This window comes from Algoriphagus sp. AK58 (genome assembly GCF_014324365.1).
Taxonomy (GTDB): domain Bacteria; phylum Bacteroidota; class Bacteroidia; order Cytophagales; family Cyclobacteriaceae; genus Algoriphagus.
Genome location: NZ_QEIG01000010.1, coordinates 136,527 through 151,988 on the forward strand (window position 1 = coordinate 136,527; position 15,462 = coordinate 151,988).

Annotated in this window: 11 protein-coding genes; 7 read left to right on the plus strand and 4 right to left on the minus strand. The window is 45.3% G+C overall.

Going from position 1 to position 15,462, the window contains the following annotated elements:
* Window positions 1-28: 28 nt before the first annotated feature.
* Both DDT91_RS11400 and DDT91_RS11405 read right to left on the minus strand, forming a co-directional pair.
* Window positions 29-646 (minus strand): response regulator transcription factor, encoded by a 618-nt coding sequence (locus DDT91_RS11400; protein WP_187176311.1) that lies wholly within the window; start codon window positions 644-646, stop codon window positions 29-31.
* On the minus strand, window positions 643-2,598 hold the full coding sequence (locus DDT91_RS11405) for a tetratricopeptide repeat-containing sensor histidine kinase (protein WP_187176312.1): 1,956 nt from the start codon (window positions 2,596-2,598) through the stop codon (window positions 643-645). The genes DDT91_RS11400 and DDT91_RS11405 overlap by 4 nt, the downstream gene beginning before the upstream one ends.
* A 224-nt stretch (window positions 2,599-2,822) precedes the next feature.
* On the opposite strand from DDT91_RS11405, the gene DDT91_RS11410 reads away from it, so the two are divergent.
* The 7 genes from DDT91_RS11410 (at window position 2,823) to DDT91_RS11440 (ending at window position 14,027) form a co-directional block, all read left to right on the plus strand.
* Window positions 2,823-4,274 (plus strand): hypothetical protein, encoded by a 1,452-nt coding sequence (locus tag DDT91_RS11410; protein ID WP_187176313.1) that lies wholly within the window; start codon window positions 2,823-2,825, stop codon window positions 4,272-4,274.
* A 94-nt stretch (window positions 4,275-4,368) separates the two neighbouring features.
* A complete protein-coding gene (locus DDT91_RS11415) occupies window positions 4,369-6,447 on the plus strand; it encodes a M48 family metallopeptidase (protein WP_187176314.1) in 2,079 nt (692 codons plus the stop codon).
* 2 nt (window positions 6,448-6,449) lie between these two features.
* The gene (locus DDT91_RS11420; RefSeq protein ID WP_187176315.1) at window positions 6,450-7,544 is read left to right on the plus strand and encodes a hypothetical protein; all 1,095 of its coding nucleotides are present in this window, start codon (window positions 6,450-6,452) and stop codon (window positions 7,542-7,544) included.
* Between the two features lie 4 nt (window positions 7,545-7,548).
* Window positions 7,549-8,313, plus strand: coding sequence for a fibrobacter succinogenes major paralogous domain-containing protein (locus DDT91_RS11425; protein ID WP_187176316.1), 765 nt, complete (start codon window positions 7,549-7,551; stop codon window positions 8,311-8,313).
* Entirely contained in the window at window positions 8,310-9,527 is a 1,218-nt protein-coding gene (locus DDT91_RS11430; RefSeq protein WP_187176317.1) for a VCBS repeat-containing protein, read from the plus strand. Before DDT91_RS11425 ends, DDT91_RS11430 begins: the two co-directional genes overlap by 4 nt.
* Before the next feature lie 11 nt (window positions 9,528-9,538).
* Window positions 9,539-10,594: a hypothetical protein gene (locus DDT91_RS11435; RefSeq protein WP_187176318.1), complete on the plus strand. Its 1,056-nt coding sequence runs from the start codon at window positions 9,539-9,541 to the stop codon at window positions 10,592-10,594.
* Window positions 10,595-10,658: 64 nt separating this feature from the next.
* Entirely contained in the window at window positions 10,659-14,027 is a 3,369-nt protein-coding gene (locus DDT91_RS11440) for a hypothetical protein (RefSeq protein WP_187176319.1), read from the plus strand.
* A gap of 56 nt (window positions 14,028-14,083) precedes the next feature.
* Here the strand turns inward: DDT91_RS11440 and DDT91_RS11445 are convergent, their stop codons facing one another.
* Together DDT91_RS11445 and DDT91_RS11450 are read right to left on the minus strand one after the other, a co-directional pair.
* A complete protein-coding gene (locus DDT91_RS11445) occupies window positions 14,084-14,467 on the minus strand; it encodes a nuclear transport factor 2 family protein (protein ID WP_187176320.1) in 384 nt (127 codons plus the stop codon).
* A 90-nt stretch (window positions 14,468-14,557) separates the two neighbouring features.
* A complete protein-coding gene (locus DDT91_RS11450; RefSeq protein ID WP_187176321.1) occupies window positions 14,558-15,352 on the minus strand; it encodes a thymidylate synthase in 795 nt (264 codons plus the stop codon).
* Window positions 15,353-15,462 lie beyond the last annotated feature (110 nt).

A 15,462-nucleotide genomic window follows, 5' to 3' on the forward strand; every position in this document is an offset into this window, starting at 1 on the left:
TGAACTTTTCCAAAATTTGATTTCAAGTTCAAATCATTCCGGCTTTGGAAGCCAAATGAATCAAGGCCGCCACATTCTTGGCTTCAAACTTCATCATCAGATTTTTTCGGTGGGTATCCACTGTGGTGGCGCTGATGAAAAGCTTTTCGGCGATTTCCTGATTGGTCATGCCCTCGGCGATCTGCTCCAGCACTTCCTTTTCCCTTCGCGTCAAAATGGGGACTTCTTTTTCTGTATGACTTCTCAGGGCTTCCACTGCCTCAAAACTCAAATAGGACTTAAAGGCTTTGGCTGCCTGAATTGCTTTGAGCAATTCTTCCTTGCTCGCATTTTTCAGCACATAGCCGTTTGCTCCGCTTTCGATCATTTTCTCCACAAAGCTTCGCTGGTTAAATGTGCTCAATCCCAAAATCCGGATTCCTGGATAGCGCTTTTTTACTTCTTTACAAAGCTCAATTCCCGACATGCCTGGCATGCTGATGTCCATCAAAATGACCTCCGGTTCGTCTTTTTCCAAAAAAGCCAGACAGGATTCACCGTTTGAAGCATGCCCCATCCACTCGATGTCTTCTTCTTGCTGAAGCAAGGATCGGATTCCCTCGATCACGAGGTAATGGTCATCCACGATGAAAAGCCTTGTTTTCATAGCAATTGGATTTCGATGTGTATGCTGCTGCCTTTTCCGGGAGCAGTATCCAGAGTGAATTTAGCCCCCAAATACTCCAGCCTACTCTTGATATTGGTCCAGCCAATTCCAGTGCTGAGCAGCATCTTGGAGTGCTCAAATCCCTTTCCGTCATCTTCCACGTCCAGCAAAATCAGGTTTCCGTTTTTGGTCAGTTGAACCAAGGCCTGTTTGGCTTCCGCGTGTTTCAAAATGTTATTCACCAGTTCTTGAATGATGCGATAGATAGAAAGGGAGGTGCTTTGCTCGAGTTCAGCGTCCTCTAGACCAATGGAAATGTAGTTGATCTTCAATACTCCGCTTTGCTGGATATCGCCGCAAAAATCCTTCAATGCCGTATCCAACCCAAATTTGATCAGGTTCTCAGGCATCAGGTTGTGGGCTACTCTTCTCATTTCCATAATGGAAGTGTCCAGCATGTCCAGACTCCGTTCAAAAAGCCGGGCATTTTCAGGGGTTAATATCAGATTGCCTTTCATGGTTTGAAATGAAAATTTGATTCCGGAAAGCAGTCCTCCCAATCCATCGTGGAGATCCTTGGCAAGTCTGCTTCGCTCTTTTTCTTCACCTTTCAATACTGCTTCAGTTGCAGTCAGTTGTTTTTCGGTTTCGAGTTCCTTGATCCGCTGAAGCTGAAGCCGTTGTTTGTGCTGATTTTTTCGATGGATCAAAATGGCTATTGCAGTTAATGATAAGGCCAAAATGACTAAAATCCAGATGAGGAGTTGCCTTTTTTGATTGACTGCAAGTTGAGTTGCATTTGCTGCTTCGAGTTCAAGAATTTGGCTTCGCTGCTTTTCAACTTCGTATTTTTTTTCGATTTCGAGGGTTTTTCTTTGAACCTCCTCGTTGACTAGCCGGTCTGCCAAAATCTCCGATTCCTTTGCCGTCTGTCTGGCTTTTGGGATGTCTTGAAGAGCAAAATATACATTCGAAAGTTGTACTAAAGACTTTTGCCTTTCCAGCGGATATTCGGTTTCAGAGGCTAAATCGACCGATTTTTTAGCCAAATCCAGAGCTGCCGTCGGATTTTTCTCATACATCCTAACAACGCTCAGTCCTCTCAGCGCGATGATTTCTCCTTCTTTGACTTCCATCTGCCGAAACAAATCCAAGGCTTCCAAATACGATTTCTCCATGCCGGAAACATCATTTTCCTGATCATAGGAATCCCCAAGATTCAATAATGCCGTTCCTTGCATATTAAGATCATCGGTGTCTTTTCCGATTTGCAGGACTCGTCGATAAAGAGCAATTGCCTCGGAAGTTTTACCCAACTTGGAATAAGACAACCCAAGGTTGTTCATCACTGTCCCGACCATGCGTTGGTCCCCGGCTTTTTCATAAAGCTCCATCGCTTCCAACCCTACTTCAATGGCCCGATCGTGTAATTTCAGATCAGAATACATCACCTGAAGCAGATTAAGGATAAAGCTTTTCATTCCCTCATCTCCGATTTTTTCGAACATCATCTTTCCCTGTTGGTAATATTCTGCGGCAGTTTCGTACTCAGAAAGGTAGCGATACACCGAGCCGGTATTAAGCAAGGCTTTTCCCAGTTGGACAGAATCTTTGATCTCCCGAGCCTTTTCAATTGCCTTTAGGTTGTAATAAAGTGAGGAGTCAAAATTTCCCTGGACGTTGAGCACATAGGTGTAATTGTGTGAAAACTTGATCTCGCCGACACTATATCCAATTTTCTTGCTCAGGTTTAGCCCTTTTCGATAATACTCCTTGGCCAGTTCCGGTTCTGAGTTTTCATATTGCTGACCGATTTGAAAGTAGAGTTCTACTGTTGATATTTCTTCCTTCGCCTTAGGCAAAAGCGCAAGAAGACTGTCCAGATTCAAGACTTGTTGCCCAAGGATGGATTTTGAAACCAACAGAAACATGAGAAAAAACAATTTCTTCATAGGCGGATGGAAGGGAGCTATAAATACTCCTAATAATCTACTTCAATTCTTCAAGGATTCCTCAGTTCGGAATCGCTTTCGTTTCCTTCAAACCTACCCGATTTTAGCCTCTCACTTCTCCCTGTTTTACAGGATTTTTTGAGTAGGGTGTAAAATCCTGTTTTTACAGGATATCAGGACCTAAGGACTTCACCTAGGTTTAGACTTTCTAAAACCCGGAAATTATGAAGACCTGGCTTTTCCTCCTTTTCGCATTTTTGATTCCCGCCTTTGTCTTTGCCCAGAAAAATGTCATCCCGGCAAGCCAGATTCCGACATTGAATCTTAAGCTTCCCGAAGGAAGCAAGCAGGACAAACGGTTTCTATCCACGGTGGCGGCTGCTTCACTGCTTGAAACCGAAGTGAATGATCCAAATGTCAGCATAAGTGAGGTAGAGGTGTATACGCTTCCGCCCACACCGCAATCTGGATTTGATGCGGAAGTTTTGGTTTCTGAGTTAGAAAAATCCGGCTTTGAGATTTTACCCACGGATGACGACCGGATCGCTTGGTTGGTCAAAGGACAAACTGCCTACCTGATTTATTTTTCCATGGACAAGGCCGAAACCAACTTTTACCTAGGCAAATCCAACACCGTTCCAAAACCTACTCAAGGCCAGCCAGGCCAGCAAGTTACTCCAACTTCAACTCAGCCCACAGCTCCTGCTTACATTCCACCTTTGCCTCCTTCCAGGTCAAGTACTTCGCCTTCGGTAAATCAACAAGCTCCTGCTCCAAATCCTCCAGCCTCATCCCAATCCCCAGCTCAAAATCCTTCTTCAAATTCATCTCTTCCAAAGACTTCGGTAGCACCATTCACTGGTTTTCAGTTTACGACCAGCAATTTTGATGACGGTTGGATTTCCAGTATTCAGTCGGACTGGGTGTTGGCACAAAAAGGCGAAACGAAGGTCTACCTGTTTTTTGTGCTTCCCTACCGAATCGAAAATTTCAGTGGAACCGGGGTGGTGGACAGGGATTTTTATTGGGATAATCATGTGGCGCCTACCTTCAATACCACCACCAAAGCCTACCAAGACGGAGGGGAGTTTGTCAGTTCACTTCAGCCCAAATATGTGGAAGGTTGGGGACAAGATCCTCAGACAGGGCAGCGGAGATTTCTTGGGATGTATTTGACTGTCTCTCCCAATGCCGCAATGTTGACAGTTGCAAGTACTGTGGATGAGAATAGCATGAGGCAAATTTTTCCAAAAGCATCCGACCGATGGACTTCTGATCTGGTAGCCATGAGCCGATACAACAAGTTTGCCATCGGACCGAATGACCTGAACGGCACCTGGCAAAGTGGCGGCAGTCAAATGACCCAATGGTACGATTCCTTCACTGGAGCCTATGCCGGGGCGACGATCGCTTCCTCGAGTGCTACATTTTTCTTTACAGGGCCGACTTACTCCAGTATTCATAACGGCGCCACGGGAGCAGTGGGAGCAATGAATACCTTTCAGCAAGAGTACATAGGGAATTCAACTATTTCGAATTGGACCATTACGCTCACCAACCGCTACCAAGGCAAAACCCAGCAGTTTGACGCACATTTCCAGGCGGTGAAGGGCGGACGTTTGCTCTATCTCAACAATGGAGCAGGGGAGGAATACTTGCTGGTGAAGATTCGCTGATCTCTGTTTCATATCAAAAATCCCCTTTTTACAGGATGTTGGGAGAGTAAGCTTAGGGCTAGCTTTCCAAAGAAATCAATATCTCACCGACACCATGAAAAATCTGTTTTTGGCTGTAATGATCCTTTTTTTCGGGATTCTTCTGCTTGGATCTGCTCAAGTCTTAGCCCAGGAAAGGCCTCCCACAAAGGAGGAATTGGAAAAGATGATGCAAGAGTTGGATCCTGAAGCCAGGGAAATGATGAAGAAAATGGGTATTGGGGTTCCCGATTTGAATAAGTTGGGAACTGCAATCTCCGGATCATTTGACGGCAGCGGGGAGGAGAGGATTTTTCCTAAAAAAGATGAAGTCCGTATCGCAGCAGCAAAAAAAACTGTTCTAAAAGGTGTTGATCTGGCTCCCTACCTAGCCAAAGTTCATTCGGCAGTTTCATCCAAAATGGGCTCTGAAGCAAGCAATAACGCCAGCGAACTTTTCGGAATGGCGGGTTCACCAGCTGAAGGAGCCCAGATTGCTAATGGACTTTGGATGTTTGGCTCAACGGCCTATGCAATTTTGGTCTTAGGAAATACCCTGCAATCTGACCCAAACAATCCCGATTACCTCAACAATTACGCGGCTTTTCTCACCATGGCAGGGGCTGAAGAAGCGGCACTTCCCATCCTGAAACACCTCAATACCAGCTATCCTAAAAACAGCACGGTCCTGAATAACATGGCCCAGGCTTGGTTTGGATTGGGAGATATTCCCGAAGCCGAAGCTTACATCGACAGCGCACTCATGTTGTATCCCGGACACTCCCAAGCCAACCTAACGAAGAGCGTAATTGAAGAGAAAAAAGGCAATAAGACCGAAGCGGCAAAAGCCCTGAAGGAAAGTATCAAATCTGGTTATAGCCCTGAGAAGGAAGAAAAAATCAAGGAATTGGGGCACCAAGTCACTGGAAAGGATATCACTTGGACCACGGAATTGAACGAAGATCCTTTGGGTTTTGGGCATATGAACTGGCCTGATTACCCGATGAATGTCCAAGAAAGCGAATACTTAGAAGGCGAATGGGAAGCCTACCGTGCTGAGATCACAAAGCTTTCTGCTAGGTATCAGCAGCAATTTGCTCTTGCGCAGAATGAGTATGCAATAAAGATCCAAGAGAGAGCCATAGAAATGCTGAATCCCCAATCCAACCTTCACCTCCCAAAAAAGCAGATGGTCTTTTCCTCCAAAATCGCAGCAAAAATGGAATACTACGATCAGGAAAATCCTGATCTGGAATTGCAGCGCTACGAGGAGCAACTTGCCAATCGGGACAAGCTGGAGGAGATGCTAAGGGAAATAGAGGATAAGCATGGCCTTATTTATAGAGAAGCAATGAAGAATATTCGGGATGGGGAAGGCTCAACCGATGCAGATAGAAAGGCATATTGTCAAACTAAAGATAACCTCAACAATAATCTGCTGAGAGAAAGCAATACCCTCCTCCGGGATGAAAACAAGAAGTGGATTGACTACTGGAGATTTGCCATGAGCCGTAGGCTCAACTATCTCCAATACACCCTTTGGCCGGAAGAATTTGAGTTGGAAAAACTCCGGGCGATGATCACTTGGCTGGGAATGATTGGCGGACAGGAAGTCAGGTTTGCAATTCCTTGTGAGGTTCCGGAGGAGGAAGAGGTATTGGGTTTGGTTTCGGGCAAGTTGGGAGATTTCTATGACATGACTTGCAAGGAAAAAAGCGAGATGAACCTGATCATCGGTTCCGTTACCATCGAGTGCAACAAGATGACCACGCAGCTGGACTCCAAGTTTTTCAAGTACACCGTCAAGGAAAATATGGATACTGACCAGATCATCCAGGGTTCGGTTGAAATCGGCCTTGATTGGGATTTGGCCAAGGCTTCCGAGTTGGGTCCGGTTAAGGCCGAGTTGAAAGGTGAACTCTACGGTTTTGTTGAGTTTGACGGGAATGGAGTCACGGATATCGGCGTGAAAGCTGGGGCAAAAGCAGCCGTAGGTTCCAATTTTATCAGTGAGGATACCAATAAGGCTACACTCGGATTTGTAGACGATAAATCTGTAACCCTAATAGGGACAGAAGCCCGATGGGGATGGAACAGTGGCCCTTCCATGGAAGGAAAAGGAATACTTCAGGGCATGACCACCAAAATCAACTAGCCATGAAACCCATTATGAAAGGCTATTTTGTCTTCCTTTTTTGCTTTCTGGCATTTTTAAATGCAAAATCCCAGGATTGCGAACCGGCAGAACTTGCCAAAATCCCCGGCTCGTGGAAATCCAACAAAGACGGCTCAATCCAAAATTTAAGTACCGCGGATGTGACGCAAGAGCGGGCTGTATTAGCAAAAATCCACGAATCCGTAAAGGGCAAATACACGCCGATTGGAGGTGTTTTGAGTTTCTCCAATTCCTTTTCTATTCCCCTTGGAGAAGGAAAAAATTGGGCGGCCAATCCTTATGGTCAGTCGATGAGATTTTTGGAATATGTCTGCAAAAGAGATCCTAAAAACCCACAGGCTTATGTTCCCAATCTGGAGACTTCAGCTGTGGTGACTTTTTATGTTAATCAGATTTCTGCTTCTCAAGAGCTAGGCGGTGCATTTAACCTGTTCCCAGCGGAGCTTCCTGAGGATCATCCCAATGGATATTTTATCCTTGAAAAGTGTCCTAAGCAGCAGGGGGATCGACTTTTATGGGAGATCCAAATTCCTTCAGACAGTCATTCCTTGGGAGAAAAGGTTTACATCCTGACCTACAAGGACAAAAGTCCGATGGTTCCGCTGACTAAGGGAGAATATTTGAAGCTGAAGATTCCGCTTCTAAAAAAATCCTACGAAGAATCCCTCAGCTACCACAAGGAGATCGATCCCGATTTTGATGCAGCTAGCAAACGCGTTTTTGACCAAAGTCTGGAAAATCTGAGAGCGCAGGAAGAACTGATCCAATCCACCGAAGCCCTTTTGGAATCCATGTCACCAGAGGAATTGTCCGCACCGGCAATCATCGAACGTGGAGAGACCAAAGGGGAATTCAGGGGATTCAAAAAGGAAAATGATCCGGATGTCTATTATTTGGTGAAGCCCAATTTGGCCTATTTCGATCCCAAACTACCCAAATGGGTGCCCCAGCTTATATCTGTAAGCATCAATTATGACATCAATGAGCAGATCAATTTTGAGAATATCAAGAAGCTGGAGCAAGCTATTGATTATGTGTTTCTACAATCCCTTTTAGGCAAAACCCAATTCCTCTGATCCTATGAAACCCTTGTTCACTTTTCTTTTTCTCTTTTCAATAGGCTTTGCTTTTGGACAAACTCAGACCAAAGGCAATCCCAAAGCGGACAGTCTGGACGTCAATCTCAGACCTGTCTATGATCTCGACAGCAACCGATACGAAATCATCAAGATCGGTAATCAGTATTGGTTCAAAGAAAACCTAAAAACTACCCAATACCGGGATACTACACGGATTGCAAGTGGGCTGGATGATAAGCAATGGAAAGAAACCAAAAGCGGTGCATACGCTGTGTACGAAAACAACCCGATGAACAAATCGAAATTCGGCCTTTTGTACAACGGCTACGCAGCAGCATCAGGCAAGCTCTGCCCGCTCGGTTGGCATGTCGCAACCGACAAAGACTGGAATGAACTGGAGAAATTTCTGGGCATTCCCGCTGCCGAACTCGAACGCACCGGAGAGCGAGGGGAGATCGCTCCGAAGCTGAAAGTCTCACAGGGCTGGAAAGCTTCCAGTTTCTCAGGGGATGATTCGAGTGGTTTTGGAATCCACCCAGCAGGATCTCGCCTCGACAATGGGGAATACACCACCCTTGGGCAATACGGGAATTTCTGGACTTCTACTGTCTATGATGATCGCTATGGCCTGCTCTACCTCTGGAATCACCACGTGCACTACAATACCAATGCCGTCGGTAGAATCTATACGATTGCCAACAACGGCTACTCCTGTCGTTGTGTAAAAGATCCCGAAAAACCTCAACCCAAACCCGCAAGAAAATGAAAAAGTCAGCCCTACTTTCAATCCTATTCCTGATGTTGACCGGTTTTGGATTTTGCCAGATCCGACCAAGGACAACTAAGCCTGTGACTACTCAGGAGATCACAAAAACGAATACCTTGAGTCCCTCCGGTACCACAACAAGTACAAGTTCGGTAACTCAAACCATCACTTCCACGCAGCCTGATTCCTTTTTTGCTCCTTATTACAACAATTCAAACTACGCCAAGCGACTTTCTGAGATCAATCCATCCAGCCAAACTTTCGCATTCCATGCGGTGGATTATAACGGAGATGGGATTAAGGATATCGTCTATAAGGATTTTTACCTAGATGATCTCTTGGGCTGGTTTTTTTTCAGCTCGGATGGATTCTCTGTGGAGTATAAGTCCGCTCACGACTGGACCCAATATACCTCCATCGGCATGTTGGGTTTTATGACTGTAGAAGCAGATGTCAACGGGGATCGAAAGCCGGATCTCTTAGGAGTAAGTCCTTCACTCAAGCAGGTGGGTTTGCTGTCATCAGTATCTCCGATCAACAATATTGGATATCCAGTACATCAGCTTGCAAACTCCCAGATGTACTCCAATCTCCCTTCAAATTTCAGTGATCAGTTTCTTCCTTTTTCCGGCGACTTCAACGGGGATCGGCGAGGTGATTTGGCACTATGGTTTTACCAGACGGGCGAATGGCATATCGCACTTTCAAACGGGACTTTTGTTGATTTTACTCCCAATGTTTGGATCAGTAGTTGGGGTTTTGGAAAAGAAAATGCACAGCCTGTGACAGGTGATTTCAACGGAGACGGATTCACTGATATCGCAATTAGGGATAATCAAAAAGGGAGCTGGTCTGTGGCTTTCAATAATCGGAATCAGACCTTCAGTCCGGTTAATGGCTGTGAAGGAGAATTTTGGATTCAAGGCTGGAAAATTGATTATAACACGCTATTTCGTTCAGGTGATTTCAATGGGGACAGGGTAGATGATCTTGTTTCATTCAATCCCAATGACGCCAGCTGGCAATTTGTACTGAGTACAGGTTCCTGTTTCCAAAGTCCTTCCAAGCCGATTGTCATGGGAGATGCCAATACTTATCCATTGGTAACTGACATGAATGGTGACGGAAAAGCAGATTTGGTCGCTGGGAATCTTGCTCCAAGCGGAAATTTCGCTCAAGCCATTCTCCAAATTTCACTCAATACAGGAAGATAAAACCCGTGGTTATGAAAAATATCCTGGTATTGATATTTCTGGTTTTCTCAAGTTCTGTTCTAGCCCAATCAGTTCAGACTTTTGACATCGTCTCTTTTTCCCTTGCCTCTACCTGGAAAAAAGAAGCACAGCAAGACTGGTTGGCTTATCGGGTAGAAAACCCGGCAAAAAAGACCTATGCCAGGATTCTGTTATATCCTTCCTTACCTTCTTCCGGAAATCCCGAGACTGATTTTCAGAAAGAATGGAATGACCTGATTGTATCGAATTACAAACCTGGGCAGACCATCGAAGAATCTTTGTCAGACTACAAAGACGGTTGGAAGGCAAAAATCCGGGTGGCTCCATTTGTCCACAATCAGGTAAACCAAGCCGTCATTCTTCTGATGCTGACCGATGGAAAAAAGAAAATGAGCATGGTGTTCCTGACCAATACGGAGGAATTTCAGAAGGACTTTGAGGATTTTGGGAGCTCCTTGAAATTTGCCTCAGCACCTGTCCAAAGTACGACAACTGCACCAACAACACAGGTTTCCGGTCCACCCGCTTCGGTATCCAACCCCAAGGCTCCCGTCCAGATTGATCAAAAATTGATCGGAAAATGGAACCGTTCGGCTTCTGTTTCTCCCTTATTTGCTAATGCTGCGGAATGGGGAACTTCGGGATACACCACTTGCCGGTATGAGTTTTTTGCGGACGGGACCTATCAGTACACCGAGCGGAATTTTGGTTTTGCCTACGAAGATATCATTCTGGTCAGGGAAACCGGGCAATACTCAGCCGATGCAGGAGTCCTAACTATCTCTCCTGCAAATACCCAGATCGAGCGATACGGAAAAAAGAACGGAGTCGATGAGTTGGGAAATCTTAAGGAGAAAAAAAGCAGGACTCCCGAAAAAGTGGCCTATCGTTATCAGTTTCACTATTTCGAAGGAATAGGAGAGTGGAATTTAGTCCTGCAGGCGGATCGGCCTACCCAGCGGGATGGGAATTTCAGTTCCAATACCACGTTCCCTAATGCTTGGTATTTCGATCAGAGATTTACTGAGGTGAATCTGCTGAAGTAATCTCAAATTCCCGGATTCTGGAAAGACAGATGAATAAGTTTCCTTCCCTAAACCCTTGCGAACTATGAATTTTGACCTTCAATTTTTGAAAATATCGGGAGCCAAATTCCTTCTTGTTTTTTGTTGGGGCATCCTTTGGTCATTTCATACCATTGCCCAAACTGACTGCAATGTGGATGAAATCACTCCGGTTTGGAAGCGGCTTTCGCCTGACGGTTCTCACTATTTTGGACCAAATTATCAGCCTGGACCGAAGGCCTATCTGACCGCAAATTTTGATTCCAAAAAAATGGCTCCCAAGCTGGAAATTGCCCTTTCTTGGATCAAGGGATATTTTGATGGAATCAAAGGGGCACGTTATGCGGATTTTAAATTTTCCTACTGGAAGGGATTTACGCAGGAAGAATCCCTTGAGACCAACCGCTGGTATCTGGCAACCCAGAGATTGGGTTCCTATAACATTAGGGTCTTAAGTGGAAAAACCTTTTGCAATAACGGGCGGCTTGCTGAGTACGATGGTCCATCTTTGATCGATATTTCATTTAATGAATTGACTCATTTAGCTAGACCTGTGAGTGGAGTTTTGGATGCCAACGGCAATGAGGTTGTTTATCTAATCAATGGAAAACCGGCTTTTGAAATTCCAAAAATAACCCGAACTGAAGGAAATGTCGATTACTATCAGTATCCGGGCCCTCCCCCCGAGACTACGGTTAATTTTTCCAATTGGGACTTTTTGGATGTTTTTGTGATCCGCAAAAATGACCAGCCCCTGTTTATCCCTTTTACTCGAGAGGAAATCTTGGAGTCCAAACTCCTGGATTTGGAAAGAATCTATTCTGAACGTAAAAACCTTGCACTTGAATTTACACAAGTGACCCCACCCGAGGAGTTTGATCGGCAGCTTGAGGAGCGAATTGCTGAAATCAAGAAGTTTACTGAAGAAGGGGTTTGGGGCTATTCCAAGGAAAACCTGGAAAGCAGAATCCAGCTTGCCATTGATAACAACCGTGCCAGAAAGGAGGAAGAAGCCGGGAAAATCGCCGCCGCCCTCACCGAGCTCAATGAGGACTATGAAGCCTCGGTTGAGTTGATAAGGGAATACTTGATGAGTCAGCCAGCCTCTGAGTTGGCCAAGCCAGTTCGGGAATACCATCCAAGCAATTTTGGAGAGGATCTGGTCAGGAGGATGATTGAAAACTTCGACAAGGAACTGACCCAAAGGGATTGGGGACTGGATCTCCAAATCGGCTACATCAATCCTGATTATTTCGATCCCAAGTTGAGTCCGGATGTCCCGCAAATGATTGCAGTGGAGTTTGTCAATTTGCAGGGAGTTCACGAACATCTCAATCAGGTGGTCGACCGAATAAAGGGAAAAATGGATTTCAAGGCCCTCCAGGGCTTATTTCCGGTAACAAATATGGCGAGTGCACCGGCATCCGAACCCGTAAAAATGATAGCCAAAAGTCCGGCCCGCTATCTGGAAAAGCTGGATGAACTGGGACCGGATCCTTTCCCCAATTCAGAGCCGAAATCGGCAAGTGCTTCTTTCAATCTCGGAGGACCCGGATTTACTTCCGCACCGATACAGGTTAAGCTTCCCGAACGGTCTTCCTCACTTTCCCAGATTGCCAATCTTTCCTCCTCAGCACTTTTCAGCTCTTATTTCGATGAAGTAAGGAGTAAGTTTTTGGCACAAATCACAGCCGATCAGAAAGCGTTATATGATCGGTGGATTCAGGAATACAGCCTAAAAACAGTCGAAGATTTCACGCAGCTTTCCATGCTTGCCTGGGTCAATTCCAACCCCAAGGCTTCGATTTATCTGGATTTTGAGGCGGTGAAGCGATTTCCTGAAAGCGGGCTTGCCGCCAATAATCTAGCAGTTCATTTGCTTAAATCAGGTAATCCGGACAGGTCATTGCCGATTTTAAACTTTTGGCTGAAGGAATTCCCGGACAATTCCCTTTTGCTCGGCAATGCGGCCACTGCGAATTATTACTTAGGGGATGTAGAGAAGGCCTTCCAACTGGCCAAGCTTACGGTGGAACAGGATTCTTTACATCCCAATGCCAACAAGATATTGGCATTTGTCCATTACCAAAAGGGAGAAAAAGAACCTGCAAAGAAGGCCTCAGAACGGAGCCTTGAGGGCAGCTATGACGAGGAAGTGGTAGCTCTTCTTCAGGAAATCGACCCGGAAGGACAGGTCGGAGATGCGATTTACAAAGGAAGAAAGCGGCCTTTTACTCCTCAGCTCTTGGAAAAATTCAGAATGCCCGAAGCCATCCAAGGGATCAGTGATGCAGAAGACCAATCGGATGTGATCGAGGAAGTATTGGGGTCCATAGACTTGACTTTGGAAGCTATCCCCCGATCCACTTCGGAGGTCACTATGCAGCAAGCCGCACAGAAAAACATCCAACAAGTCCTATCCGGTGGAGGAATTCCGATCATGCAGATGCTCAGTCAGCACCTGTATTTCAAAAGTTTGCAGCAGTATCAGGAAGCTTATACGAGAGAAAAGGATCGTTTCATGACCAAGCTCAAAGAGTTGAGTGATGCTTACGCGATAAAAGCAGGCGGTATCGGTCGAAGGTACGATATTGAAATGGGCAAAATCGAAGGGGGTGAAGATTATGAAGGCGAAAAAAAATTGGCTGAGCTTCAGCGTTTGAAGTGTCAGGAATTGAATTTAGCCTTGGATTCTTATTACAAGGAGACAGCACCCTTGATCAACCAAGCGGTGGTCAGACTCGAACTGATCAGTCGGGATCATCATAGCACGGTGGCTTATTGGGCACCGATTTGGCTGCAATCTCAGGAGGCGGCCGATTTTCCCGGAACTCAAATCAATTACCTACGGGATTTGCGGGAGCTTTTGAAGCTGTATCCTACGGAGTTACCTTTAGATTGCGAGCTTTTTGGACAGGAGGAGGAAGAGACAGCTCCAGGAAAACTTATGATCTGGGAGGAATATTTTTGTCCTGTAAAGTTTACCGTCGGTATGGGACCGATCAAGGGAGGGATTAATTGCAATACCTTTTCGATCAGCGGAGGAGAAATTATTCAGGGAGAATTGGAGGTAAAGCTTGATGAGAATTGGGATAATGTAGAAGAGCTTACTGTATCGGCAGGACTTGGTGCAAGCGTAGATATTGGAGTAAGGGAAAGATTTCAAAAAGGTGGAACTGGTATCAATCTTGGAGTGAGCTCTAAGGGATTTATCAAATTTACTAAAGACCCGAAATCCATGGAATGGAATTTTAGGGAAACTGATTTTGGAATAAAATCCGAGGCTACAGCAGGATTGGCAGCGGGAAGTTTTGGGGGAGAAGTCAAACTGGCCGAAAGCACCATAGGTTTTCGATCTGGAATCACTTCGGATGGATTTATCCCGAAAAAAATTGATTTGGCTCTTTCCGATTAAGTTTCACGTAGAACTTTTCCAAAGCTTGAAACTGTGGGAAAGTTCTTTTTGACTCCTTAGGAATAATCGGTGATGGATGAGATTTTTTCGTTTGCAAACCGAAAAATCGATTTCCCCTCAAGGCTAATCTCTTGTCCTTTTTGGATTCCATTTGGAAAATCCATCGCCGCAATCGCCCAATAGGAAATCTCAACTTCGGTTTCTTCTTCCAAGTGCAGAATTGATTTTATGGTTTGTTTTCGGCTGGAAAAATAGGCTAATGTCTCCTGAGCTTGCTTTAGTAATGATTCTTTGCCTTGAAGTGAATGGGTTTTTTGTCCCGAGGAATAATTCTCAAACACAACATGCTCATCCAAAGGCTCCATCATGCCTTCAATTTTCATTTGATTGTACCCATCCAAATAGGATCGAATCAATTTTTCTCTTTCTAAGGGTTCCATAATAAAAAACAAAATGGGGCTAAAATACCTTTCAGCCCCAATCTCAAATTCCTATGCTGAGCGAAGTCGAAGCATCAAATCTCCAATCCCTCATACCGCCACCGGGGCCTTGATATGCGGATGTGGATCGTAATTGAGTAGTTCGAAGTCCTCGTATTTGAACCCGAAAATATCCTTTACTTCAGGATTGATTTTCATGGTAGGAAGCGGACGGATATCCCGGCTGAGTTGGAGTTCCGCTTGCTCCAGGTGGTTCAGATACAAATGTGCATCGCCAAAGGTGTGGATAAATTCCCCCGGGTCCAGATCACAAACCTGCGCCACCATCATGGTGAATAAGGCATAGGAAGCAATATTGAAGGGAACTCCCAAAAAGACATCTGCACTGCGCTGATAGAGTTGGCAGGAAAGCTTTCCGTCAGCCACGTAAAACTGGAAAATCGTATGGCAAGGAGGTAGGGCCATGTGATCCACATCGGCTACATTCCAGGCGCTCACGATGTGCCGACGGCTGTCTGGCTTGGTTTTGATCTGATGAATCAGGTTTTTGATTTGGTCGATTTCGCCGCCTTTGCCGTCGGGCCAATGTCTCCACTGATAGCCGTAGACAGGGCCAAGATCTCCATTTTCATCTGCCCACTCGTCCCAGATGGAAACCCCGTTTTCTTTCAGCCATTTGATGTTGCTGTCTCCTTTGAGGAACCAGAGCAATTCAATGATGATGGAACGCAGGTGAAGTTTTTTGGTAGTGACCACCGGGAATCCTTCAGCCAGATTGAATCGCATCTGATGTCCAAAGATGGAAATGGTCCCAGTGCCGGTTCGGTCAGTTTTCTTAACTCCTTCAGCGAGAATTCGCTTCATCAAATCGTGGTATTGCTGCATTTTTTTGGCTTATTTACTTCCATGGCAAGTTAAGGAATCGAAGAATTTAAAAAACATTCTTTTCCGATTTGCTCTTTTAAAAATGAGTCAAGGCTGTTTATTCAACCCAC